Raw genomic sequence first — 21,529 nt, 5'->3', positions numbered from 1 at the left:
CTGATCCCCACACTCGTAGCCCCTGGAAGGAATCATGCTCAGTTTCGACATCACCCCGATAGGTACCGTCCAGAACGCGAGGACGGACGTCCAGCACACAGACAACTGGGGCGCCGTCCGCAGCACGATCACCGTCGACGAGCGCTTCGGCGATGCGTGCCTCCAGGGCCTGGAGGACTTCTCGCACGTGGAGATCCTCTTCATCTTCGACCAGTTCCCGGACCACGGCGCCTACCGCGAGCCCCGCCCAAATCGCGGCCGTCCCGACCTCCCGCCCGTCGGCGTCTTCGCCGGCCGCGGCCCTCGCAGGCCCAACCGCATCGGGGTGACGTGCTGCGCCATCGAATCCGTCCACGGCCGCGAACTGACGGTGGTGGGCCTCGACGCGGTCTCCGGCACCCCGGTCATCGACCTGAAGCCAGTGATGGCCGAGTTCCTACCGGACAACGTCAAGCAGCCGGAATGGGTCAGCCGCCTGATGTCGGAGTACTTCCAGCCGTGAGGCGAGACAGCGGCGCTCGACCTGACTCCCGATCAGCGCACCGATCTCTCGTCTCCACAGGCACGCCACCAACAGCCTGAGCAGAATCGTCCAACGTCGTTGCGCCGAACCATGAAAGCCCAGCTCGCGAACGAGCTCGGCTTTCGTCGATCGGAGATATCCGATGTGCGGGTGGAGCCCAGGGGACTCGAACCCCTAACCCCTGCCTTGCAAAGGCAGTGCTCTGCCAGTTGAGCTAGGGCCCCGGGGCGGACGACGCCGCCAGGTGCTGGCGAGGTAGGAAGAGCAGGATCAGCGCAGGTCGGGAGCGGTGGTCGCCTCGTGCCAGAGAGCCCGCTCGTCGTTGGACGCCTTCACCCTGCGGGCCACGACAGCGGCCACACCGACGACGCCGACCAGGATCAGCAGCTTCTTGAACATTGGGGCTACCCCTCACGCTCGACGTGCCGTCGGACGGATGTGCGGTGGGGCTAGCTGGAATCGAACCAGCGACCTCAGAGTTATCAGCTCTGCGCTCTAACCGACTGAGCTATAGCCCCGTGTAGCGACGAGCAAGGTTAACCCATGCCGCCAGCCGCTCCCAAATCGGGGTCCGGCCGGCCGTCGCCCTGAACCTACCGGACCTTTGGCGCCCCGCCCACCGACTTACCGGCGACACCAGAAGATCGACTCGACGTCACTGAAGTTGGGGTGTCGGAGCGGCGCGGACACCGCGACTTCAGTGACGTCGAGTGGGTCAAGCGATGCCGGGGCGACCGCACAGGAGTGCGGCCGGCCCCGGCGTTCGGGTGGTTCAGTCGCGCTCGGCGAGGGTCAGCTCGATGCCGCCCACCAGGTCCGCGCAGACGTTGTAGACGAACGCCCCCAGGGTGGCGAGCGCCGTGAACAGCACGATGTTGACCAGGCCGATCAGCGCCGAACTCAGGATCACGCCACGGGCGGTGACCTGGAAGCCGCTGGCGCTCTGCCCGCCGCCGGCGTTGACCAGGTCCCTCAGGCTGTCGTTGACGCTGGTGAACACGCCCATCGCGTCGAGGGCCAGGTAGAGCACCGACGTGGCGACGACCACCACGATGAAGAGCACCACCGAGACCGCGAAGGCGAACTTCATCACCGACCACGGGTCGATCCGCTTGAGGTTCAGCCGGGCCCGGCGCGGTCCGCGGGACGCGGCCGAGCTGACCGAGGTACGCGCAGCGCGTACCGCCTCACCCACGCGGGCGGCCCCGACTGCGGCCGCACCCCCGAGCCCCGGCGGCAGGCCGCCGCCCTGGTTGGGGCGACCCGGAGTGGTCGGTCGACCGCCGTCCTGCTGCGGCCTCGCGGCACCGGTCACGCGCGGCTGCGTCCCGGTGGCCCCGGTCACCCGCGGCTGGGTGCCGGTGGTGCCGGTCGGGGTCGCCTGGCCGGCGCGCACGGTGATCGGCTGGGTGGTCGCCGGCCGGGCGGCTGTCGACGTGGCGGTGCCCCCGGCACTCGGCGCGTCGACCTTCGTCGCGTCGGCGTTCTCCGCGGCGTCCTTGTCGTCGGTCGACTTGTCCGGTGGCGGTGTCATTCCCGGCGCCCGGGTGAATTTCGGGGCAGGCGCGTCGGCGGGGACGGTTGCCCGGCCCACGGCCGCGCGGCCGGTCGCTGGTGTGCCGGTTTTCGCGGCCTCCTCGTCGACCGGGTTGGCCGAGGTCCCCGTGTTCCCCGACTTCGCCTGTGTCTCCGTCATTCAACTAGTCCTGTTCGTCAGGCTCGTCGGCATTGCGAGCAATCGCCACGATAGTCACGCCATCCGGAAGGTCCATCAGCTTGACCCCCATTGTGTTCCGGTCACGCGTGCGGCGTACAGGCTTCACCGGAGTCCGGATGACACCACCGTTGCTGGTGATCGCGAACAGCTCGTCGTCCGGGTCGATCACCACTGCCCCGACCAGACCACCGCGCCGCTCGGTGATCTTCGCAGTCAACACGCCCTTACCTCCCCGGCCCTGAACCGGGTATTCCTCGATCGGGGTGCGTTTCGCGTATCCCCCGTTCGTGGCCACCAGGACGTCCAGACCCTCCCGGACGACCTCCATGGCCAGCAGCACGTCGTCCTCGCTGAACCGCATGCCGATCACACCGGACGTCGCCCGGCCCATCGGCCGCAGCGCCTCGTCGGTCGCGTTGAACCGGATCGCCTGGGCTTTCTTCGAGACCAGCAGCAGGTCGTCCTCCGGTCCGACCAGGGCGGCACCGACCAGCTCGTCCTCATCGCGCAGGTTGATCGCGATGATGCCGCCGGAACGGTTGGAGTCGAACTCCTCGAGCCGCGTCTTCTTCACCAGGCCGTTCTTCGTGGCCAGTACCAGGTAGGGCGCCACCTGGTAGTTCGGAATCTCGATGATCTGTGCGATCTGCTCGTCCGGTTGGAACGCGAGCAGGTTGGCCACGTGCTGACCCTTCGCCACCCTACTGGCTTCCGGAAGCTCGTACGCCTTGGCCCGATACACCCGGCCCTTGTTGGTGAAGAACAGCATCCAGTCGTGCGTGGAGCATACGAAGAAGTGGCTGACGATGTCGTCCTGCCGCAGGCTGGCACCGCTGACACCCTTGCCGCCGCGCCGCTGCGAGCGGTAGAGGTCGACCTTGGTGCGCTTGGCGTACCCGGTGCGGGTGATCGTGACGACCACGTCCTCCCGCGCGATGAGGTCCTCCATCGAGACCTCGCCGTCGAACGGGATGATCTTCGTACGCCGTTCGTCGCCCCACTTCGCGACGATCTCGCCCAGCTCCTCGGAGACGATCCGCCGCTGCCGCTCCGGCTTGGCGAGGATGTCCTTGAGGTCGGCGATCTCCACCTCCAGCTTGGCCAGGTCGTCGAGGATCCGCTGCCGCTCCAGGGCCGCCAGGCGACGCAGCTGCATGTCGAGGATCGCGGTCGCCTGGATCTCGTCGATCTCCAGCAGCCGGATCAGGCCCTGCCGCGCGTCCTCGACCGTGGGCGAGCGCCGGATCAGGGCGATCACCTCGTCGAGGGCGTCCAGCGCCTTGGACAGGCCGCGCAGGATGTGCGCCCGCTCCTCCGCCTTGCGGAGCCGGAACGCGGTCCGCCGGCGGATCACCTCGATCTGGTGCTCGACGTAGTAGCGGATGAACTGGGCCAGGTTCAGCGTGCGCGGCACGCCGTCGACAAGCGCCAGCATGTTGGCGCCGAACGTCTCCTGGAGCTGGGTGTGCTTGTAGAGGTTGTTCAGCACCACCTTGGCGACCGCGTCGCGCTTGAGCACGAGCACGATCCGCATGCCGGTACGGCCGGAGGACTCGTCGCGGATGTCGGCGATGCCGGCGAGCTTGCCCTCCTTGATCAGCTCAGCGATGCGCTCGGCCAGGTTGTCCGGGTTGACCTGGTAGGGCAGCTCGCTGACCACCAGTGCCGGACGGCCGCGCTTGTCCTCCTCGACCTCCACCACGGCGCGCATCCGGATCGAGCCGCGCCCGGTGCGGTACGCGTCCTGGATGGCCTGCTGCCCCACGATCAGGCCGTAGGTCGGGAAGTCGGGGCCCTTGACGATCTCCAGCAGCGCTTCGAGGGTGGTGGCCTCGTCGACCTCCGGGTTCTCCAGGCACCACTGCACGGCCGCGCCGATCTCGCGCAGGTTGTGCGGCGGGATCTTGGTGGCCATGCCGACCGCGATGCCCTCGGAGCCGTTGATCAGCAGGTTGGGGATCCGCGACGGCAGGATGGTGGGCTCCTTGGCCCGGCCGTCGTAGTTGTCCTGGAGATCGACGGTGTCCTCGTCGATGTCCCGCAGCATCTCCATGGCCAGCGGGTCGAGCTTGCACTCGGTGTTGTGGCTGACGAAACCGTCGGAGACGAACGAGTGGTCCTCGGTGTCCACCCGGATGCTGTAGACCGGCTGCACGCCGGCGTCGGCCAGCTCAGCCACCTCGGCGTAGTAGAACCGGCCGTCGACCAGCGGCTCGACCACGTCGAGCACCTCGGTGTTCGTGATCCGGGCCGCGATCTCGTCGCGGTCCCGCTCCCAGCGCTCGATCCGGTCGACGTTGTGCCGGCGCAGCCAGTCCCGCTCGGTCCAGCGCGTCGCGCCGTGCTCCCGGATGAAGTCACCGACCAGCGGCACGTGGTCACCGGAGAGCGCCGTGCTGGTCGCCGGCACCGCGGCCAGCTCCGACTCCAACTTCGCCTGCTTGCGGCCGAGGAAGCCGACGTGGGCGGCGAAGATCCGGGCGTCGCGGCGGTTGGTCACCACGACCTTGATCTCGCCGTTGTCGTACCGGCACTGCCGGCTGACCACGCCGAACTCCAGCAGGAGCTGCTGCACCTCGCGGGCCAGCCGCTCACTACGCGTGGAGTACGAGATCTGGATGGTGTTGCGCGGCAGCAGCGAGGACGAGCCGTCGCCCTCGAACAGCGCCTGGAGGAACGCCCGCTTGACCGCTGCCGGCCCCTGCCAGATGAACTCGGGGACGAACTTGGCCGCGCTGCGCGCCCCGACCATCTCGCCGAGGACGCTGGCCCGCAGAGCGGTGAGCTCCTGCACGTCGAGTTCGTGCAGCGTGCTGCCGGAGGCGATCACGCGCTCGCTGACGTACCGGGAGCCACCGACGGCCAGGTCGTAGGCGGCAAGGACACGGACGAAGAACTCCCGGTCGACGGTGTTGAAGCCCGCCCGCGTCTCTGAGACCCAGCCCTCGCTGACGAAGGCGCCCGCGAGCACCGCCGCCTCCACGTGCTCCAGCATCGGGTAGCCGATCTCGTCCGGCACCGTGCGCTGGAGGACCACCCGGTCACCCGGGGAGATCTCGGCGAGCAGCTTCCACAGCAGGGTCGGCACGCCGGCCACGTCCACCAGGCAGAGCACCGGGTGATTGTGGGTGCCGGTCAGCTCGTACCCCTCGCGGGTGCGCAGCCGCAGCGTCGGGTGCTCGCCGGAGTGGAAGAACCTGGAGGCGCGGACCAGGTCGCCGTTGCGGTCGCGGACCTTGAGCTCGATATCGGTCTCGCTGCTCGGCGCGGCGTCCGGCACGATGTCGCCGACCCGCACGCTGCCATCGGCGGCACGAATCCGGACATCTCCGGTCAGGCAGTAGCGCATGGCGGCAGCCGGGTCATTACCCGGCGAGCCGAAGTTGCCGTTGCCGTCGACCAGCGGGTAGCGCAGCGACCATGGCTGCGCCATCCGGACCAGCGCGTCGTAGATGGCCGAGTCGCCGTGCGGGTGGAACTGACCCATCACGTCGCCGACCACGCGGGAGCACTTCACGTAGCCGCGGTCCGGCCGGTACCCCGAGTCGAACATCGCGTAGAGGATCTTGCGGTGGACCGGCTTGAGCCCGTCCCGCACGTCCGGCAGCGCCCGCCCGACGATGACGCTCATCGCGTAGTCGAGGTAGGAGCGCTGCATCTCCACCTCGAGCCCGACCGGTTCGATCCGGTCGTGCGCGACGACGGCGGCGAGGGTCTCGGGAACCTCGGGTTCGTTCGGTGTGGACTCGGGGGTATCGGTCACTGTTAACCCTTATCAGACTCAGAGTCGGTTTCGTGCTGTGGATAACCGCTGTGGATAACGGCCGCGCTGTGGATAACTCTGTGGATCGGCGGGCCGCCCGGTGGATGATGACCGGGCCGGCCGCCAGCGTCCGTCAGATGTCCAGGAAGCGGACGTCCTTGGCGTTGCGCTGGATGAACGACCGGCGCGCCTCGACGTCCTCACCCATCAGCACGCTGAACAACTCGTCGGCGGTCGCCGCGTCGTCGAGGGTGACCTGACGCAGCGTACGCGTCGCCGGGTTCATCGTGGTTTCCCACAGCTCGGGGTAGTTCATCTCGCCGAGACCCTTGAACCGCTGGATGTCGTCCGGCCGGGCGTTCGGCTTCTTCTGCTGGCGCAGCGCGATCAGCCCGTCGCGCTCCCGGTCGGAGTACGCGTACTGCGCGTCGTCGCCCTTCTTGTTCCACTTGATCTTGTAGAGCGGCGGGGCGGCCAGGTAGACGTGGCCCAGCTCGACCAGCGGCCGCATGAAGCGGAACAGCAGGGTGAGCAGCAGCGTCTGGATGTGCTGGCCGTCGACGTCGGCGTCGGCCATCAGCACCACCTTGTGGTAGCGCAGCTTCTCCATGTCGAAGTCGTCGTGGATGCCGGTGCCCAGCGCGGTGATGAGCGCCTGGACCTCGTTGTTCTTCAGCACCCGGTCGATCCGGGCCTTCTCCACGTTGAGGATCTTGCCGCGGATCGGCAGGATCGCCTGGGTGCGCGGGTCGCGTCCCTGCTTGGCCGAGCCGCCGGCCGAGTCGCCCTCGACGATGAACACCTCGGACTCGCGCGGGTCGGTGGACTGGCAGTCGGCCAGCTTGCCCGGCATCGACCCGGACTCCAGCAGCGACTTGCGGCGGGCGAGCTTGCGCGCCTGCTGGGCGGCGATCCGGGCGCGGGCGGCCTGGGACGCCTTGGTGATGATGGTCTTCGCCTCGGCCGGGTTCCGGTCCAGCCAGTCGACCAGCCACTCGTTGCAGACCCGCTGGACGAAGCTCTTCACCGGGGTGTTGCCGAGCTTGGTCTTCGTCTGGCCCTCGAACTGCGGGTTGGTCAGCTTCACCGAGATGATCGCGGCCAGGCCCTCGCGGATGTCCTCGCCGGAGAGCTTCTCGTCGCCCTTGAGCAGCTTCTTGTCGGCGCCGTAGCGGTTGATGACGCTGGTCAGCGCGGCCCGGAAGCCCTCCTCGTGGGTGCCGCCCTCGTGCGTGTTGATCGTGTTGGCGAAGGTGTAGACCGACTCGCCGTAGGACTCGTTCCACTGCATGGCGATCTCGACCGCCATGCCCTCCTCCACGTCCTCGGCGTCGAACTGGACCACCGTCTTGTGGATCGGGTTCTTGGAGGCGTTGAGGTGCCGGACGAAGTCGGCGATGCCGTCCTTGTAGAGGAAGGTCACCTCGCGCGGCTTGCCCTCCACGCCCTCCGGGACCCGCTCGTCGAGGAGATGGATGCTCAGACCGCGGTTGAGGAAGGCCATCTCCTGCAGGCGCCGGTAGATGGTCTGGAAGTCGAAGTCGACGGTCTCGAAGATAGCCGGATCCGGCCAGAAGGAGACCGCAGAGCCGGTGCGGTCGGTGGTCTCGCCCTTGTCCAGCGGGGACGGCTTGGAGTTCGTGTACTGCTGCCGCCAGACGTGGCCGGACTTGTGGATCTCCACCGCCATCCGGGTGGAGAGGGCGTTCACCACGGAGACGCCGACACCGTGCAGGCCGCCGGAGACCGCGTACGCCTTGCCGTCGAACTTGCCGCCCGCGTGCAGCACGGTCAACGCGACCTCGACCCCCGGCTTCTTCAGCTTGGGGTGGATGTCGACGGGGAAGCCACGGCCGTTGTCGGTGACCCGGACACCGCCGTCGGCCAGCAGCACCACGTCGATGGTGTCGCAGTGCCCGGCCAGCGCCTCGTCCACCGCGTTGTCCACGACCTCCTGCACGAGGTGGTGCAGACCGCGCTCGCCGGTCGACCCGATGTACATACCCGGCCGCTTCCGGACCGCCTCCAGACCTTCGAGGACGGTGATCGACTCGGCGCCGTACTCCTGCTTGTCCTGCGCTGCCACCCTCGGCCACTTTCTCGCGCCGTGGCACGCCTCACGGCGTGCCGGGCGCGGGTTCGGCGGACAGGACGCGACGTCGGCGCGCGGACCGGCACCGGGGACAAGCCGGGGTACGGGTCGAACGCGCCGGTCGCCGCGGTTGCCCGCGGATCGCGATCGGCTCGACCCGACGTGGACAATGATCACGGGCCCGCACCGGGCCCGGGTTTCGTCGCACCGCACCGGGTCTTCGTCTCTCCGTCAATCTTACTGTGCGCGAACGACAGAACCACCACTCGGCACCCCTGCGAGGCGTCTGAGACCTCCGTAGCCGGCCGAACGTCGCCGTCCGCGACTCCCCCTACACGCCACGGCCCGATCGGCGGCGCGACCGGCCGAAGACCGCGCGTTGCTTCGCACCACGTCCGGGGTACGGTCACGGCGCGACCGGAACCGGCCTTGATCTTTGGCGGTCTGAACCGGACGATCGACCCGATCTACCCGACACGGCTTGAGAGGTGACGCCAGATGGGGCTGGACAACGTCGCGGTGCACTGGCCGCGGACCGGCCGCTTCTACGATCCGGTCGCGCCGGCCGAGTTCGTCGACTTCGGCGAGATCGTGGACATGCCCCGGATCTCGGCGCCGACCGCGGCGCTCGCCGAGCTGATCGCGAAGACCGGAACGGTGCGGGCGACCGCGTACACCGAGCTGGTCGACCTGCTGCTGGGCCTGGAGGGTGTGCTCTACGCCACGGACGCCGCCGCGGAGGACGAGGACCCGGTGATCGACCCGGACGGGTGCGCCTGGATCGCCGGGGGGATCGAGCGGTTCGTGGCCGGGCACCGCCAGCACGGCGAGACCGTGACCTTCGAGTCGGTCAGCGAGGTGCTGCGCGGCCTGCTCGCCGACGGTCGCCTCGCCGAGCAGCAGCTCCGGTGGCTCGACAGCCGGCTCGACGCGCTGCGCGACGACGCCGGCGCGTCACCGCAGTGGAACTACACCTGCCCCGAGCTGAGCGTGCTGGCCGCGTTCTACCGGCGCTGCGCCGACCGGGGGTTCGCCGTCTACGCCGAGTCCGAGGCGCCCCGGCGGGCCGGTCAGCCGTAGGTGTCGCGAGGCCCGCGGCCGCGTACCCGCCGGGGGCCCCGGGACCACGACGGCGCCGCCGGGCCGTGGATGTGCAGCCGGCGCACGACGTTGTGACCCACCTCGCGGCCGATCTGCTGGAGCAGCGACCCGGCGAGCAGGCGCAGCTGGGTCGCCCAGGCCGTGGAGCGGGCCTCCACGGTCAGCTCGCCGTCCTCCAGCTTCACCGGCCGGCTGTGCTGCGCCACCTCCGACCCCACGACCTTCTCCCACGCGCCGAAGACCCGGGCCTCGGCGGCGGGCTGCTGCCAGCCGCGCGCCTTCATGAGCCGGTCGAGCACCGCGCCGAGCGGCTGCGGATCGCGCGGGTCCGGTCCGGGCCCGGAGTAGCCGCGCAGCCGCCGCTCGGCGCCACCGCCCTCGCCGCCGGTCCCGCCGCGCCGCCGGCTCTTCGCCGTCGACTCCCGCCGGGCCTTCGCCGCGTCGAGCACCGCCCGTGCCAGTTGCGGCCCGGAGGCGCCCTCCGCCGGTCCACCGGCCGCACCCGCGTCGCCCTTCGACCCACCGGAGGCCCCGTCGCCGGGTTGCGGTCCGCCGGCTCCACGCCCGGTCCCGGACGCGGCGTCCGCGCCGCTTCCGGCCGCCCGTGGCGCACGGCCCGTCGTCCCACCGGCTCCCGAGGAGGTACGCGCACCGCGCGCCCCACCCCCGGTCACCCGGCCCGAGGCGGGCGACCGCTCCGGGTCCCCCGCAGCGCCCGGTCGACGCGGTTCATCCGGCACGACGCACCGTCCCCTCACCGACCGCGTACCGGGCACCCCGCAGGCGGGTCGGCACGTCCTCGTCGACCGCGCAGGTGACGAGCAGTTGACTGGCCCCGCCGACCAGGTCGGCGAGACGTTCCCGGCGGCCGGCGTCCAGCTCGGCGAACACGTCGTCGAGCACCAGCACCGGCTCGATGCCGTCGGCGCGCAGCAGGTCGTACCCCGCCAGCCGCAGGGCCAGCGCGTACGACCAGGACTCGCCGTGGCTCGCGTACCCCTTGGCGGGCAGCGGGCCGAGCGTGAGGGTGAGGTCGTCGCGGTGCGGACCGACCAGCGTGGTGCCCCGCTCGACCTCGGATGAGCGGGCCTCGGCCAGCGCGGCGGTGAGCGCCTCGGCCAGCGCGGCCCGGTCGGTGGTCGGCTCCGTCAGCTCCACTGAGGGCCGGTAGGTGATCCCCGCCGCGCCCCTGCCGGCGGCCACCGCGTCGTAGGCCTTCGTCACGTGCGGGCCGAGCGCGGCGACCAGCTCCAGCCGGCCGGCGAGCAGCTCGGCGCCGTGCCGGGCGAGGTGGGTGTCCCACACCGCCAGGGTGGACAGGTCGCCGCCGCGCGAGCCGCCGGTCTTGCGGGCCAGGTACGCGGTGCGCAGCAGGGCGTTGCGCTGCTTGACCACCCGCTCGTAGTCGGCGCGCACCCCGGCGTACCGGGGCTGGCGGCTGACCAGGAGGTCGTCGAGGTAGCGGCGACGCTCGGCGGGGTCGCCCCGGACGAGTTCCAGGTCCTCGGGTGCGAACAGCACCAGCCGCAGGGCACCGAGCACGTCGCGGGCCCGGCGGGCGGGAGACCGCCCCAGCCGGGCCCGGTTGGCCTTGCCGGGGACGATCTCCAGCTCCACCAGGAGTTCCCGGCCCTCGTGCACCACCGCGCAGCGGATCACCGCGGAGGTGGCGCCCATCCGTACCAGCGGGGCGTCGGTGGCGACCCGGTGCGAGTCCAGGGTCGCCACGTAGCCCAGCGCCTCGACGAGGTTCGTCTTGCCGACACCGTTGGGGCCGGTCAGGACGTTCGCCCCCGGCTCCAGGTCCACGGCGACCCGCTCGTACGAGCGGAAGTCGACCAGTTCGAGCCGGCGGACGTACACAGGCTGTGGATACCGGTCAGCGCTTGTGGACGGCGTGCCCGCCGAACTGCTGGCGCAGCGCGGCCACGGCCTTCATCGCCGGCGAGTCGTCCTGGCGGGAGGCGAACCGGGCGAAGAGGGAGGCGGTGATGACGTTGAGCGGCACGGCGAGCCGGACGGCCTCGTCGACGGTCCACCGGCCCTCGCCGGTGTCCTCGGTGTAGCCGCTCAGCTCGGCCAGCTCCGGGTCCTCGTCGAGGGCCAGGTCGAGCAGGTCGAGCAGCCAGGACCGGACGACGGTGCCCTCGCGCCACGACTTGAAGACGCCCGGGACGTTGGTGACCAGCTCGGACTTGGCGAGCAGCTCGTACCCCTCGGCGTAGGCGTGCATCAGGCCGTACTCGATGCCGTTGTGCACCATCTTGGCGTAGTGGCCGGCACCCACCGGGCCGGCGTGGACGAAGCCGAACTCACCGGCCGGCTTCAGCGCCTCGAAGATCGGCATCAGCCGCTCGACGTGCTCCTGCGCGCCGCCGACCATGAGCGCGTAACCGTTCTGCCGGCCCCAGACGCCGCCGGACACGCCGACGTCGAGGTAACCGATGCCCTGCTCGTTGAGGCGCTCGGCACGGGGGGCGTCGTCGCTGAAGCGCGAGTTGCCGCCGTCGATGATGATGTCGCCGGCGCCGAGCACGCCGGCCAGCTCGTCGATGGTCGCGTCGGTGACCCCGGCGGGGACCATGACCCAGACGGCCCGCGGCGACTCCAGCTTCTCCGCCAGCTCCGCCAGGCTGGCCACGTCGCTGACCTGAGCGTTGTGGTCGAAGCCGACGACTTCGTGCCCGGCGGCGCGCAACCGCTCGCGCATGTTGCCGCCCATCCGGCCGAGCCCTACCAGGCCGAGCTGCATCTGTCCCTACCTCCGTGCGTTCGGGTCTTCTCGGGCGCGATCAGCGGGAGACGCGGATCGGCATGATGAGGTACCGGTACCCGGGCAGGACCTCGCCATCCTCGCCGGCGGGTGAAATCACCGCCGGCTTGAAGGCATCGACGAACTGGAGCACGGCGAACTGGGCCCCCAGGTTCGCGAGGCCGTCGATCAGGTACTGCGGGTTGAAGCCGATCGTCAGCGGGTCACCCGTGAAGGTGGCCTCCATGGCCTCGCTGGCGCGCGCCTCCTCGGTGCCACCGGCCTCGACCACCAGGCCGTCGGCGCTGAAGCTGAGCAGCACCGGGGTGGCCCGCTCGGCCACCAGGGCGACCCGCTTGACGACCTCGATCAGCGTGCTGACCGGCACCCGCGCCTCGGCGTTGTGGGAGGCGGGGAAGAGTGAGCGCACCGGCGGGTAGTTGGCGCCGTCGAGCAGCCTGCTGGTGGTGCGGCGGGTGCCACCGGCGAAGCCGATCATGCCCTCGCCGGCACCGCCCTGGGACAGCGCCATGGTGACGTGGCCGCCGATCGGGCCGAGCGCCTTGGCGGTGTCGTTCAGGGTCCGGGCCGGCACGAGGGCGTTGAGGCTGATCTCCGGGTCGTCCGGGTTCCACTCCATCTCGCGCAGGGCGAGCCGGTAGCGGTCGGTGGCGAGCATGGCCATCGTGCTGCCGGAAAGTTCGATGCGGACACCGGTCATCATCGGCAGCGTCTCGTCCCGGCCGGCGGCGATCGCGACCTGGGCGACGGCGGCGGCGAAGGCGGCGGCGTCGACGGTGCCGGCGCTCTCCGGCATGTCGGGCAGGGACGGGTAGTCCTCCACCGGCATGGTCGGCAGGGTGAAGCGCGCGCTGCCGCAGACCAGTTCGAGGTGGGCGCCGACCGCGGCGATGTCGACCGGCTTGGCCGGCAGCGCCTTGGTGATCTCGGCGAGCAGCCGGCCGGAGACGAGGGCGGCGCCGTCGGCGTCGCCCTGCACCTCGACGCTGACCTGGCTGGAAACCTCGTAGTCAAAGCCGGAGACCTGGAGGTTGCCGTCGGTGACGCGCAGCATCACGCCGGCGAGCACCGGTACGGATGGCCGGTTGGGCAGGCTCTTCGCGGTCCAGGCCACGGCCTCGGCGAGCGCGTCACGCTCTACTCGGAACTTCATCAATGCCTCCGCGTCGACGTCAGCGACAACTCTCTCATGCCGACCGCTGCCTACCGTCCCGCCTGACCGGCGGGTACCCATCGCACCTTAGGGCGCGTGGGCATCGGCTGTGCGCCCGACCCCGTGGATCCAGGTGCCGGGGCGACCGCCGACGGCGGTGTCCGGCCCGATCCACAGGAAGTCCAACGGTGGTGATTGGTTTTTGTTCTTCTTAGAAGAGATAACCCATCGTCTTCATCGCACCTGTGCAAACTGTGGAGAACCGCCGTCTGCGCAGGTCAGACAGGTTATCCACCGGTGGTTTCCCTGTGGAGAACCGGGGGTACAACTCGTGCCCCGGTCCACAGCCCGCCGTCGTCCCCAGGCTGTCCACCGTTGTCCACCGGTTGTCCACCGGTAATCCACCGACTTTCTCCCCAGGTCTGTGGACACGTGGAAGCGGCTCGATGACCCTTATCCCCAGAACCTTCAACAGCTTGCCCACAGGCGGACCGTCGTCGGTGGACAACGGCGTGGTTGTCCCCAGGCGTCCACAGCTTCGTCCCCAGGGTTTCTCCACAACCTGTGGGTAACTGTCGGGGGGACGGACCGTAGTTGTCCACCGGCTGTGGACAACGAGTTGTGGACAACGACCCGGGCGGTGGACGGACACGGCCTCGATCCTGTGGCCTACACCATGTCGAGGGTCAAGCCGCAGGACTGTGGAGAACCGTCGGGCGGCCGTTCCGGGTACCCCCCGACGGGTCCGCAGACGCCGAACGCCCGGCCGGTGGTCCGGCCGGGCGTCGTTCGTCACGGTGGTCCGCTCAGGTGGTCTGCTCAGGTGGTCTGCTTGATCCGGTTGGTGAGTTCCGCGATCTGGTTGTAGAGCGACCGGCGCTCGGCCATCTGCTGGCGGATCTTCCGGTCGGCGTGCATGACGGTGGTGTGGTCCCGGCCGCCGAAGGCCTGGCCGATCCGGGGCAGCGACAGGTCGGTCAGCTCGCGGCACAGGTACATGGCCACCTGGCGGGCGTTGACGAGCACCCGGGACCGGGAGTGGCCGCGCAGGTCCTCCAGGCTCACGCCGAAGTACTCGGAGGTGGAGACCATGATCTGGTCGGCGGTGATCTCCGGGCCGGCGCCGTCCGGGATGAAGTCCCGCAGCACCTCCTCCGCCAGCGACAGCTCGACGGTGGACCGGGTGAGACTGGCGAACGCGGTCACCCGGATGAGGGCGCCCTCCAGTTCCCGGATCGAGTTCGACACCCGCGAGGCGATGAACTCCAGCACGTCCGGCGGGGCGTACAGCCGCTCCTGCGCCGCCTTCTTCTGCAGGATCGCGATCCGGGTCTCCAGGTCCGGCGGCTGGATGTCGGCCAGCAGGCCCCACTCGAACCGGGTCCGCAGCCGGTCCTCCAGCGTCGCCAGCTGCTTCGGCGACCGGTCGGAGGTGATCACGATCTGCTTGTTGGCGTTGTGCAGCGTGTTGAAGGTGTGGAAGAACTCCTCCTGGGTCCGCTCCCGGTTCTCCAGGAACTGGATGTCGTCGATCAGGAGGATGTCGACGTCCCGGTAGCGGCGCTGGAACGCGCTGATCTTGTCGTCCCGCAGCGAGTTGATGAAGTCGTTCGTGAACTCCTCGGTCGACACGTACCGCACCGAGCGGGCGTTGCCCAACGTCGTCGCGTAGTGACCGATGGCGTGCAGCAGGTGGGTCTTGCCCAGACCGGAGCTGCCGTAGATGAAGAGCGGGTTGTACGCCTTCGCCGGCGACTCGGCCACCGCCACGCTCGCCGCGTGCGCGAACCGGTTCGACGAGCCGATGACGAACGTCTCGAACATGTACTTCGGGTTGAGCCGGTTGCCGCCGCCGTCGGCGCCCGCCCGGCGGTCGTCCCGGCCGCCCGGCCGGTGATCCGCGCCACCCCGGCCCGGGCCGCTGTCCGTAGCACCGTCGCGGGGCATGGTCCGGATCACGTGCTGGTCCCGGGGGGACACCGAATCCTCGCGGTAGCGGGCGTCGAAGCCCCGGCTCTCGCCGAGCGGCGGGTCCAGGCGGGCGGCCGGCTCCTCGAGGTCCCGCCGATCCGGGCCACGCCGACCGGCGGGCCGGTCCGGTCGCGGGGGTTCGGCGAAGGCGGTGCTGAACAGCGGCTCCTGACCGCCCCGGCCGCCCGGGTCCGACCGGTGCCCGTCGTCACGTGCGTGCGGGATCTCCGCCAGGTGGTCGGCCCGACGCTCGGGCTGAGCCTGCTCCGGGATCAGGGGAAGCTGCTGCCGCCCGTCGCCGGTGTCCGGCCGCTCGTCGAAGGAGTTCGCTCCTGGACCCGCGGCGTAGTCGACCGGTCCGCCGGCGTAGTCGACCGGTCCGCTCTCGGGCGCCGGCTCGGGGGCACTGCGGTAGACGGTGCCGGCCGGGCGGCCGGAGCCGTCCTCCGCCACGCGCACCGTGACCGCCACCTGTATCGGCCGGCCCAACCGGCGGGTCAACGCCTCGGTGATCGCCGGACGCAGTCGCGACTCGATGACGTCGCGCGTGAACGCGTCCGGGACGGAGAGCAGAGCGGTGTCCTCGACGATGGCGCGCAGCCGGGTCAACCGGAGGTACGCCCGCTGCTGCGCGGAGATGATCTCGTCGGCGAGCTCGTCGGTCGTCGCCGTCCACACCTCGGCAAGGTCGGTCGTACCGGCCACCGTCGTGCCACCCCCTCGCCTCTGCTCCCGGACGCCGTCCGTCTTCCCGGTCGGCCGTCCCGGGCCCGCCGCGTTGGAGCGGGTGGAACATCACCCCACCCGGACGGCTGACCGGTCCTCGTCCACAAGTTATCCACAGCCTGTGTACGCACCGATTGTGGCTGCCCGCCTGACGCGGGTCGGACCTGCCCCCCTACCTGAACGGGCGCTGAAGCGGGTTCACCGTGCCGAACGATCCACTACCCTGTCCGGTCTTGCCCCATCGGCGAAGACCGCACCTGCCGACGCCGACCGCAATCGGGCACGGTAGCAGCGTTGTCACCGCACCATCAACCGCCGACGCGCAGGCGCCCTTGTCGGCATCAGCGAAAACGGCCGCTTCGGTCGTGCCGCCGGTCCGATGTTCGACCTGGTGGGAGTGTTTGACGGTCGTTGCACCCCTGCGTAGGCTGGAGCGGCTGCTCTCTCGCCCTCTGCTAGGGTGATGGATGCTTGCTGTCCGCGGTCGCGTCCCCGCCTCACCGAGGTCTCGCGTCGCCGGGCAGCACCGATCGGGGGCCACCGCCGAGGTGGCCTGGACCACCACACGACCCCGGCGAGCCCCTCGCCCGGGGCGTACGAAAACGGAGAGCCTGACGTGAGCAAGCGCACCTACCAGCCGAACAACCGCCGGCGCGCGAAGACCCACGGCTTCCGGCTGCGCATGCGCACCCGTGCCGGCCGCGCCATCCTCTCGACCCGTCGCGCCAAGGGTCGCACCCGCCTGGCGGCCTGAGGCCGTCCGGGCAGATCCGGGGACGTGGGCAGTCGTGCTGGCGGCCGCGCAACGCCTGCGGCGCAGCACTGACTTCGCCGCAGCGGTCCGTGGTGGCCGACGCGTCGGCCGTGGCGCGGTCGTCGTCCATCTGACCCTGCCGGCGGCACCCGGCCAGCCAGACCTGTCGGAGCCGGCGCGGAGTGACGTGGAGCAAGCCTCCGCGTCCAGCCGCGCCGGCTTCGTCGTGTCCAAGGCCGTCGGGAACGCGGTGGTCCGCAACCGGGTCCGCCGTCGACTGCGGCATCTGGTCCGGGAGCGGCTCACCGAGCTGCCCGCCGGCAGCACCCTCGTCGTCCGTGCCCTGCCCGCCGCAGCGGACGCACCGTACGCCCGGCTCGCGGGCGACCTCGACGCGGCGCTCGCCGCCGCGCGGACGCCCCGGGGACGGCGGTCGCGGTGAGCGCGCCGCACGAGGTTCCGCCCCCGGTGACAACCGGTGCCCGGGTGCTGACCGGCCCCATCATCGCGTACCGTCGGTGGATAAGTCCGGCTCTGCCGGCCCGCTGTCGGTTCTACCCGTCGTGCAGTGCGTACGCCCTCGAGGCGGTGGCCCGCCACGGCGCGTTCCGGGGAGCCGGCCTGACGGTCCGGCGGTTGTTGCGCTGCCACCCCTTCCACCCAGGTGGATTCGACCCGGTGCCGGAGCCGGGCGGTCGCCGCCGTGCCGATGTGACTGGAGCCTGAGTGTTTAGTCTCGACTGGATCTACTACGCGATTTCGTGGATCCTGCTGGCCTGGCATGGGGCCTGGGACCGCATCGGGGTGCCGGACGGCGCGGTGCTCGGGACGAACTGGGCGTGGATCCTCGCCATCATCTTCCTGGTGGTCACCGTCCGGGTGATCCTGTTCCCGGTCTTCGTCAAGCAGATCAAGTCGCAGCGGGCGATGCAGGCGCTCCAGCCGCAGGTGAAGGCCCTGCAGGAGAAGCACAAGGGTGACCGGGAGACGCTCCAGAAGGAGATGATGGAGCTCTACCGGAAGGAAAAGGCCAACCCGCTCATGGGCTGCCTTCCGATGTTCCTCCAGATCCCGGTCTTCCTGGGCCTCTTCCACGTGCTCCGCCGGCTCGACCCGGCGAAGGAGAACAAGACCCTCTACGGCTGGACGGTCGACCAGTTCAACAGCGCCTCGCAGGCGAAGATCTTCACCGCGCCGATCGCCGGCAAGTTCGGCTCCACCGCCGAGGAACTGGCGCGACTCGACGCCGACGGCACCACGGTGAAGGTCATGGCCGGCATCCTGGTGCTGGTCATGATGGGCACCACCTACCTGACCAGCCGCCAGATGATCCTCAAGACCGGCTGGGCCGAGGACCCGCAGCAGCGGATGATCCAGCGCCTGATGCTCTACGGCATCCCCCTGTCGCTGCTGATCTCCGGCGCGATCTTCCCGATCGGTGTGATCATCTACTGGGTCACGAACAACCTCTTCACTCTCGCCCAGCAGCAGTGGGTGCTGCGCAAGTTCCCACCGCCGCCGAGCGTTACCGCCAAGTCCGGCACCTCGGCCCGCACCCCGGTCCAGCCCGCCAAGACCGGCGGCCTGCTCAGCCGCAACAAGCCGGCCGCCCAGGTGCCGGCCAAGCCGATCGCGCCGAAGGTCGCCGGGCCGAAGCCGGGCGCCAAGCCGGTCAACCCGAAGAAGGGCCGCCCCGCCAAGCGGCAGGGCTGACCCTCCGGGCCGTCGTCGGGTGACCGGCGGCGGCCCGTTCCGCACCGTGCTGCCGCCGTACGGCCGGCGCCGGGGCGGAACCACCGCGCGCGGCGCGGACACGGGCGAAACTGCCCGTACAGACGTGCCCGTGGGCACCGGCGACCTCCCGCCGGCCACGGGAGACCAGCGGACCCGACGGTCCGGCCGAGCGACTACGGAGATGACACCGTGACCGACACCAGCACCCCCCGCGCCGACGACTCCCTGGACGCCGAGGAGACCGAGGCGATCGGGGCGACTGTGGCGACCGGCGACGACGACGCCGACGAGACCGAGGAGACCGGCACCACCGGCACGGAGAAGAAGGCCGCCGGCGAGAGCGAGCTGTTCCGGCAGAGCGAGATCGCGGCCGACTACGTCGAGGGGCTGCTCGACATCCTCGACTACGACGGCGACATCGACGAGCTGGTCTCCGGTGGTCGTCCGGTCGTCGAGGTGGTCGGCGCGCGCCTGCAGAACCTGGTCGGTCAGCGCGGTGCGACCCTGGAGGCCCTTCAGGAGCTGGCGCGTCTCGCTGTCTTCCGGCAGACCGGCTCCCCGAGCCGGCTGCTGCTCGACGTCGGCGGCTACCGGGCCAACCGCCGCAAGGAGTTGGCCGCCGTCGCGCGCAACGCCGTCGAGAAGGTCAAGGAGCACGGCGAGCCCGTCCGCCTGGAGCCGATGTCCGCGTTCGAGCGCAAGTGCGTGCACGACGTGGTGAACGCGATGAGCGGCGTGGAGAGCGAGTCCGAGGGCGTCGAGCCGAACCGGCGCATCATCGTCCGGCCGGCGGACTGACCGGGTGACCCACGACGACACCACGGCCGGTGCCGTGGCCGGCCCGGGCGGCACGCCGTCCGGGCCGTCGCCTGTCCGTGCCTCCTCCGACGAGGAAACGGCCGCGCCGGCCCGCACACCGTCCCCGGAGGACGCCGTCCTTCCGCCCGACCTGGCCGAGGCCGCGCGCACGCTCTTCGGCGACCGGCTGGACCTGGCCGCCGCGTACGCGGAACTGCTCGCCACCGACGGAGTGGTGCGTGGCCTGATCGGTCCGCGGGAGGCTCCCCGGATCTGGGACCGGCACCTGCTCAACTGTGCGGCCGTGGCGGAACGGATTCCACAGGGCGCGACCGTGCTCGACGTCGGGTCGGGCGCGGGCCTGCCCGGCCTGGTGCTCGCGATCGCCCGTCCCGATCTGACGGTGACTCTCATCGAACCGCTGGCCCGTCGTACCTCCTTCCTCATCGAGACGGTGGAGCGGCTGGGCCTGGCAAAGATGGTCCGGGTGTTCCGGGGCCGTGCGGACGAGGCGGCCAGCGGTGCGAGCGGTGCCGCCCCGCTGACCGGGGACGTCGTGACCGCCCGTGCGGTCGCACCCTTGGATCGGCTCTCCACCTGGTGCCTGCCGCTGGCCGTCCGCGGTGGACGGTTGATCGCGCTCAAGGGCGCTTCGGTGGCCGAGGAGATCGCCGAGCACGCTGGCACGGTGACGCGGCTCGGCGGCGGTACGCCGGAGATCCACCGCTGCGGCGAGGGCATCATCGACCCACCCACGACCGTCGTCGAGATCGTGCGGGAACGCATGGTCGCGCCGGTGCGGCCCAAGGCGCCGAAGCGCTCGCGTGGCGGGCGGTCCCGGCGCCGCTGACGTCTGCACCTCGTCTGCCCTGTCCTGCCCCACTGTTGAGTCGTTGAATCGGTACGGGGTGGACCGAAGGATGAGAACCCGACGTGGACCGGCCACGCCCGTGCGCCGTAGGCTGGCCGCGCGTCGATAGTGTGGAGCGGGTGGCGACGGACGTTCATCGGATCCCGCCCGCTCCCGCCGGACCGTACGCTCGTCAGGCGCGAGCGCACATGCGTCCGGTTGACGGGGTGCGGACCGACCATCCGAAGCGGGCAGGGATGACAGGTGCATGACGACGGCAGGTACGACGATCCACGCGTGACCGGATCAGCGAGCGATCCTGTTTCACGTGAAACCGACCACCCGAGTTGGCCGCGCGAGGTGCCGAGCGACGCGTCGACCCGGCCGGCGGACTGCGATCCGGTGGCTCGCCGGGAGCCGCCGGCAACCGGCGTGGCGCGGCCCGTCTCCGGCTCGGCACCGGCGCCCGCCGTCCGGAACGCGCCCGACGACGGCGGGGCGGTCCCTGCTCGTTTCGAAGTGGCCGTACCGCACCAGCCGACGCCCGCCGGCGTACCGGACGCGGCACCCGACCCCGTGCCCGTGACCGACACAACCACGACCCCACCCGGTTCCTACGGGCGTGTCGCAACCGAGGACGCGTACGTTTCACGTGAAACCCCGACGCGCGAAGAGGATGACCCACCGTTGGCTATGGAGGCGATGCGCGCCGTGCAGATCCTGAATCCGAGTGGCGAGGTGACGATGCCTCGGCCCGAGCGGACGCGGGTGATGTGCGTCGCGAACCAGAAGGGCGGAGTGGGCAAGACCACCACGACGGTGAACCTGGCAGTGGCGTTGGCCCTGCACGGCAACCGTGTACTGGTGGTCGACCTGGACCCTCAGGGCAACGCCTCCACGGGGCTGAACGTTCCGCACCACACCGGCGTGCCGGACGTCTACGACTGCCTCATCAACAGCGAGCCGCTGGAGGAGGTGGCCCAGGCGGTAGAAGGCATCCCGAACCTCTGGTGCGTGCCGGCCACCATCGACCTCGCCGGCGCGGAGATCGAGCTGGTCTCGGTGGTCGCCCGCGAGTCCCGGCTCTCCCGCGCGATCACCGGCTACCCGGGGCACTTCGACTACGTCTTCATCGACTGCCCGCCCTCGCTCGGCCTGCTGACGGTCAACGCTCTCGTGGCCGCGCAGGAGGTGCTGATCCCCATCCAGTGCGAGTACTACGCGCTGGAGGGCCTGAACCAGCTCATCAGCAACATCAACCTGGTCCGGCAGCACCTCAACCCGCGACTCGAGGTGTCCACGATCCTGCTCACCATGTACGACCGGCGGACCCGCCTGGCGGACGCCGTCGAGCAGGACGTCCGGAACCACTTCGGCGACAAGGTCCTCCGGGCGGTCATCCCCCGCAACGTCCGGGTGTCCGAGGCACCCAGCTACGGCCAGTCGGTGATGACCTACGATCCCGGTTCGCGGGGTGCCACGAGTTACTTCGAGGCCGCGCAGGAGATCGCCGAGCGGGGCGTCAAGGAGCCGGTGGGCCGGAATGCGTAGTGGGGACGAGGCGCGGGGAGGCG

General features: G+C 70.5%; 18 protein-coding genes and 2 tRNA genes. 9 read left to right on the top strand and 11 right to left on the bottom strand.

The genetic code is table 11. The features are described from left to right. Positions 1–34 precede the first annotated feature (34 nt). Positions 35–502, top strand: coding sequence for an SAM-dependent methyltransferase (locus tag ACIBR0_RS06670; RefSeq protein WP_396713023.1), 468 nt, complete (start codon positions 35–37; stop codon positions 500–502). Between the two features lie 172 nt (positions 503–674). Here the strand turns inward: ACIBR0_RS06670 and ACIBR0_RS06665 are convergent. The 6 genes from ACIBR0_RS06665 to gyrB form a co-directional block, all read right to left on the bottom strand. Continuing rightward, positions 675–747 (bottom strand) — tRNA-Ala (locus ACIBR0_RS06665). Between the two features lie 46 nt (positions 748–793). Further along, on the bottom strand, positions 794–922 hold the full coding sequence (locus ACIBR0_RS06660; RefSeq protein WP_357036825.1) for a DLW-39 family protein: 129 nt from the start codon (positions 920–922) through the stop codon (positions 794–796). 45 nt (positions 923–967) lie between these two features. Then, a tRNA-Ile gene (locus tag ACIBR0_RS06655) sits at positions 968–1,041 on the bottom strand. A gap of 254 nt (positions 1,042–1,295) precedes the next feature. Further along, positions 1,296–2,219 (bottom strand): DUF3566 domain-containing protein, encoded by a 924-nt coding sequence (locus ACIBR0_RS06650; RefSeq protein WP_396713022.1) that lies wholly within the window; start codon positions 2,217–2,219, stop codon positions 1,296–1,298. A gap of 4 nt (positions 2,220–2,223) precedes the next feature. After that, complete coding sequence (gene gyrA / locus ACIBR0_RS06645; protein WP_396713021.1) at positions 2,224–6,003, bottom strand: intein-containing DNA gyrase subunit A; 3,780 nt, start codon at positions 6,001–6,003, stop codon at positions 2,224–2,226. Positions 6,004–6,136: 133 nt separating this feature from the next. Beyond that, complete coding sequence (gene gyrB / locus ACIBR0_RS06640; RefSeq protein ID WP_357036567.1) at positions 6,137–8,089, bottom strand: DNA topoisomerase (ATP-hydrolyzing) subunit B; 1,953 nt, start codon at positions 8,087–8,089, stop codon at positions 6,137–6,139. Between the two features lie 504 nt (positions 8,090–8,593). Between gyrB and ACIBR0_RS06635 the strand changes: the two genes are divergently transcribed. Continuing rightward, on the top strand, positions 8,594–9,175 hold the full coding sequence (locus ACIBR0_RS06635) for a hypothetical protein (protein WP_396713020.1): 582 nt from the start codon (positions 8,594–8,596) through the stop codon (positions 9,173–9,175). Here the strand turns inward: ACIBR0_RS06635 and ACIBR0_RS06630 are convergent. From ACIBR0_RS06630 to dnaA, 5 genes are all read right to left on the bottom strand, one after another. After that, positions 9,166–9,870 carry a DUF721 domain-containing protein gene (locus tag ACIBR0_RS06630; protein ID WP_396713264.1) on the bottom strand — a complete coding sequence of 235 codons (705 nt, stop codon included), beginning with the start codon at positions 9,868–9,870 and terminating at the stop codon, positions 9,166–9,168. The genes ACIBR0_RS06635 and ACIBR0_RS06630 overlap by 10 nt on opposite strands. 55 nt (positions 9,871–9,925) lie before the next feature. Further along, the gene (gene recF, locus ACIBR0_RS06625) at positions 9,926–11,059 is read right to left on the bottom strand and encodes a DNA replication/repair protein RecF (protein ID WP_396713019.1); all 1,134 of its coding nucleotides are present in this window, start codon (positions 11,057–11,059) and stop codon (positions 9,926–9,928) included. A gap of 16 nt (positions 11,060–11,075) precedes the next feature. Further along, complete coding sequence (gene gnd, locus ACIBR0_RS06620; RefSeq protein WP_357028344.1) at positions 11,076–11,948, bottom strand: phosphogluconate dehydrogenase (NAD(+)-dependent, decarboxylating); 873 nt, start codon at positions 11,946–11,948, stop codon at positions 11,076–11,078. Positions 11,949–11,988: 40 nt separating this feature from the next. Beyond that, positions 11,989–13,122: a DNA polymerase III subunit beta gene (dnaN, locus tag ACIBR0_RS06615; RefSeq protein ID WP_396713018.1), complete on the bottom strand. Its 1,134-nt coding sequence runs from the start codon at positions 13,120–13,122 to the stop codon at positions 11,989–11,991. Positions 13,123–13,941: 819 nt separating this feature from the next. Next, a complete protein-coding gene (gene dnaA / locus ACIBR0_RS06610) occupies positions 13,942–15,798 on the bottom strand; it encodes a chromosomal replication initiator protein DnaA (protein ID WP_396713017.1) in 1,857 nt (618 codons plus the stop codon). 637 nt (positions 15,799–16,435) lie between these two features. On the opposite strand from dnaA, the gene rpmH reads away from it, so the two are divergent. The 7 genes from rpmH (at position 16,436) to ACIBR0_RS06575 (ending at position 21,506) form a co-directional block, all read left to right on the top strand. Further along, a complete protein-coding gene (gene rpmH / locus ACIBR0_RS06605) occupies positions 16,436–16,573 on the top strand; it encodes a 50S ribosomal protein L34 (protein WP_091061882.1) in 138 nt (45 codons plus the stop codon). A 34-nt stretch (positions 16,574–16,607) separates the two neighbouring features. Beyond that, positions 16,608–17,015, top strand: coding sequence for a ribonuclease P protein component (gene rnpA / locus ACIBR0_RS06600; RefSeq protein WP_396713016.1), 408 nt, complete (start codon positions 16,608–16,610; stop codon positions 17,013–17,015). A gap of 44 nt (positions 17,016–17,059) precedes the next feature. Then, positions 17,060–17,299 carry a membrane protein insertion efficiency factor YidD gene (gene yidD / locus ACIBR0_RS06595; protein WP_207228049.1) on the top strand — a complete coding sequence of 80 codons (240 nt, stop codon included), beginning with the start codon at positions 17,060–17,062 and terminating at the stop codon, positions 17,297–17,299. Then, positions 17,300–18,286, top strand: a complete 987-nt coding sequence (gene yidC / locus ACIBR0_RS06590) for a membrane protein insertase YidC (protein WP_396713015.1) — start codon at positions 17,300–17,302, stop codon at positions 18,284–18,286. Positions 18,287–18,496: 210 nt separating this feature from the next. Beyond that, a complete protein-coding gene (locus ACIBR0_RS06585; protein ID WP_396713014.1) occupies positions 18,497–19,105 on the top strand; it encodes a protein jag in 609 nt (202 codons plus the stop codon). Between the two features lie 151 nt (positions 19,106–19,256). Continuing rightward, positions 19,257–19,955 (top strand): 16S rRNA (guanine(527)-N(7))-methyltransferase RsmG, encoded by a 699-nt coding sequence (rsmG, locus tag ACIBR0_RS06580; RefSeq protein WP_396713262.1) that lies wholly within the window; start codon positions 19,257–19,259, stop codon positions 19,953–19,955. 264 nt (positions 19,956–20,219) lie between these two features. After that, positions 20,220–21,506 (top strand): AAA family ATPase, encoded by a 1,287-nt coding sequence (locus ACIBR0_RS06575; protein WP_396713013.1) that lies wholly within the window; start codon positions 20,220–20,222, stop codon positions 21,504–21,506. Positions 21,507–21,529 lie beyond the last annotated feature (23 nt).

This window comes from Micromonospora sp. NPDC049497, assembly GCF_044465805.1.
Lineage (GTDB): Bacteria > Actinomycetota > Actinomycetes > Mycobacteriales > Micromonosporaceae > Micromonospora.
This window is presented reverse-complemented; position numbering and strand designations above follow the sequence as displayed.

What these genes read in the sequence shown, in the direction of transcription:
- ACIBR0_RS06660 (WP_357036825.1), bottom strand. Translation starts at nt 922, where the DNA reads ATGTTCAAGAAGCTGCTGATCCTGGTCGGCGTCGTCGGTGTGGCCGCT.
- ACIBR0_RS06670 (WP_396713023.1), top strand. Translation starts at nt 35, where the DNA reads ATGCTCAGTTTCGACATCACCCCGATAGGTACCGTCCAGAACGCGAGG.
- ACIBR0_RS06635 (WP_396713020.1), top strand. Translation starts at nt 8,594, where the DNA reads ATGGGGCTGGACAACGTCGCGGTGCACTGGCCGCGGACCGGCCGCTTC.
- dnaN (WP_396713018.1), bottom strand. Translation starts at nt 13,122, where the DNA reads ATGAAGTTCCGAGTAGAGCGTGACGCGCTCGCCGAGGCCGTGGCCTGG.
- gnd (WP_357028344.1), bottom strand. Translation starts at nt 11,948, where the DNA reads ATGCAGCTCGGCCTGGTAGGGCTCGGCCGGATGGGCGGCAACATGCGC.
- ACIBR0_RS06650 (WP_396713022.1), bottom strand. Translation starts at nt 2,219, where the DNA reads ATGACGGAGACACAGGCGAAGTCGGGGAACACGGGGACCTCGGCCAAC.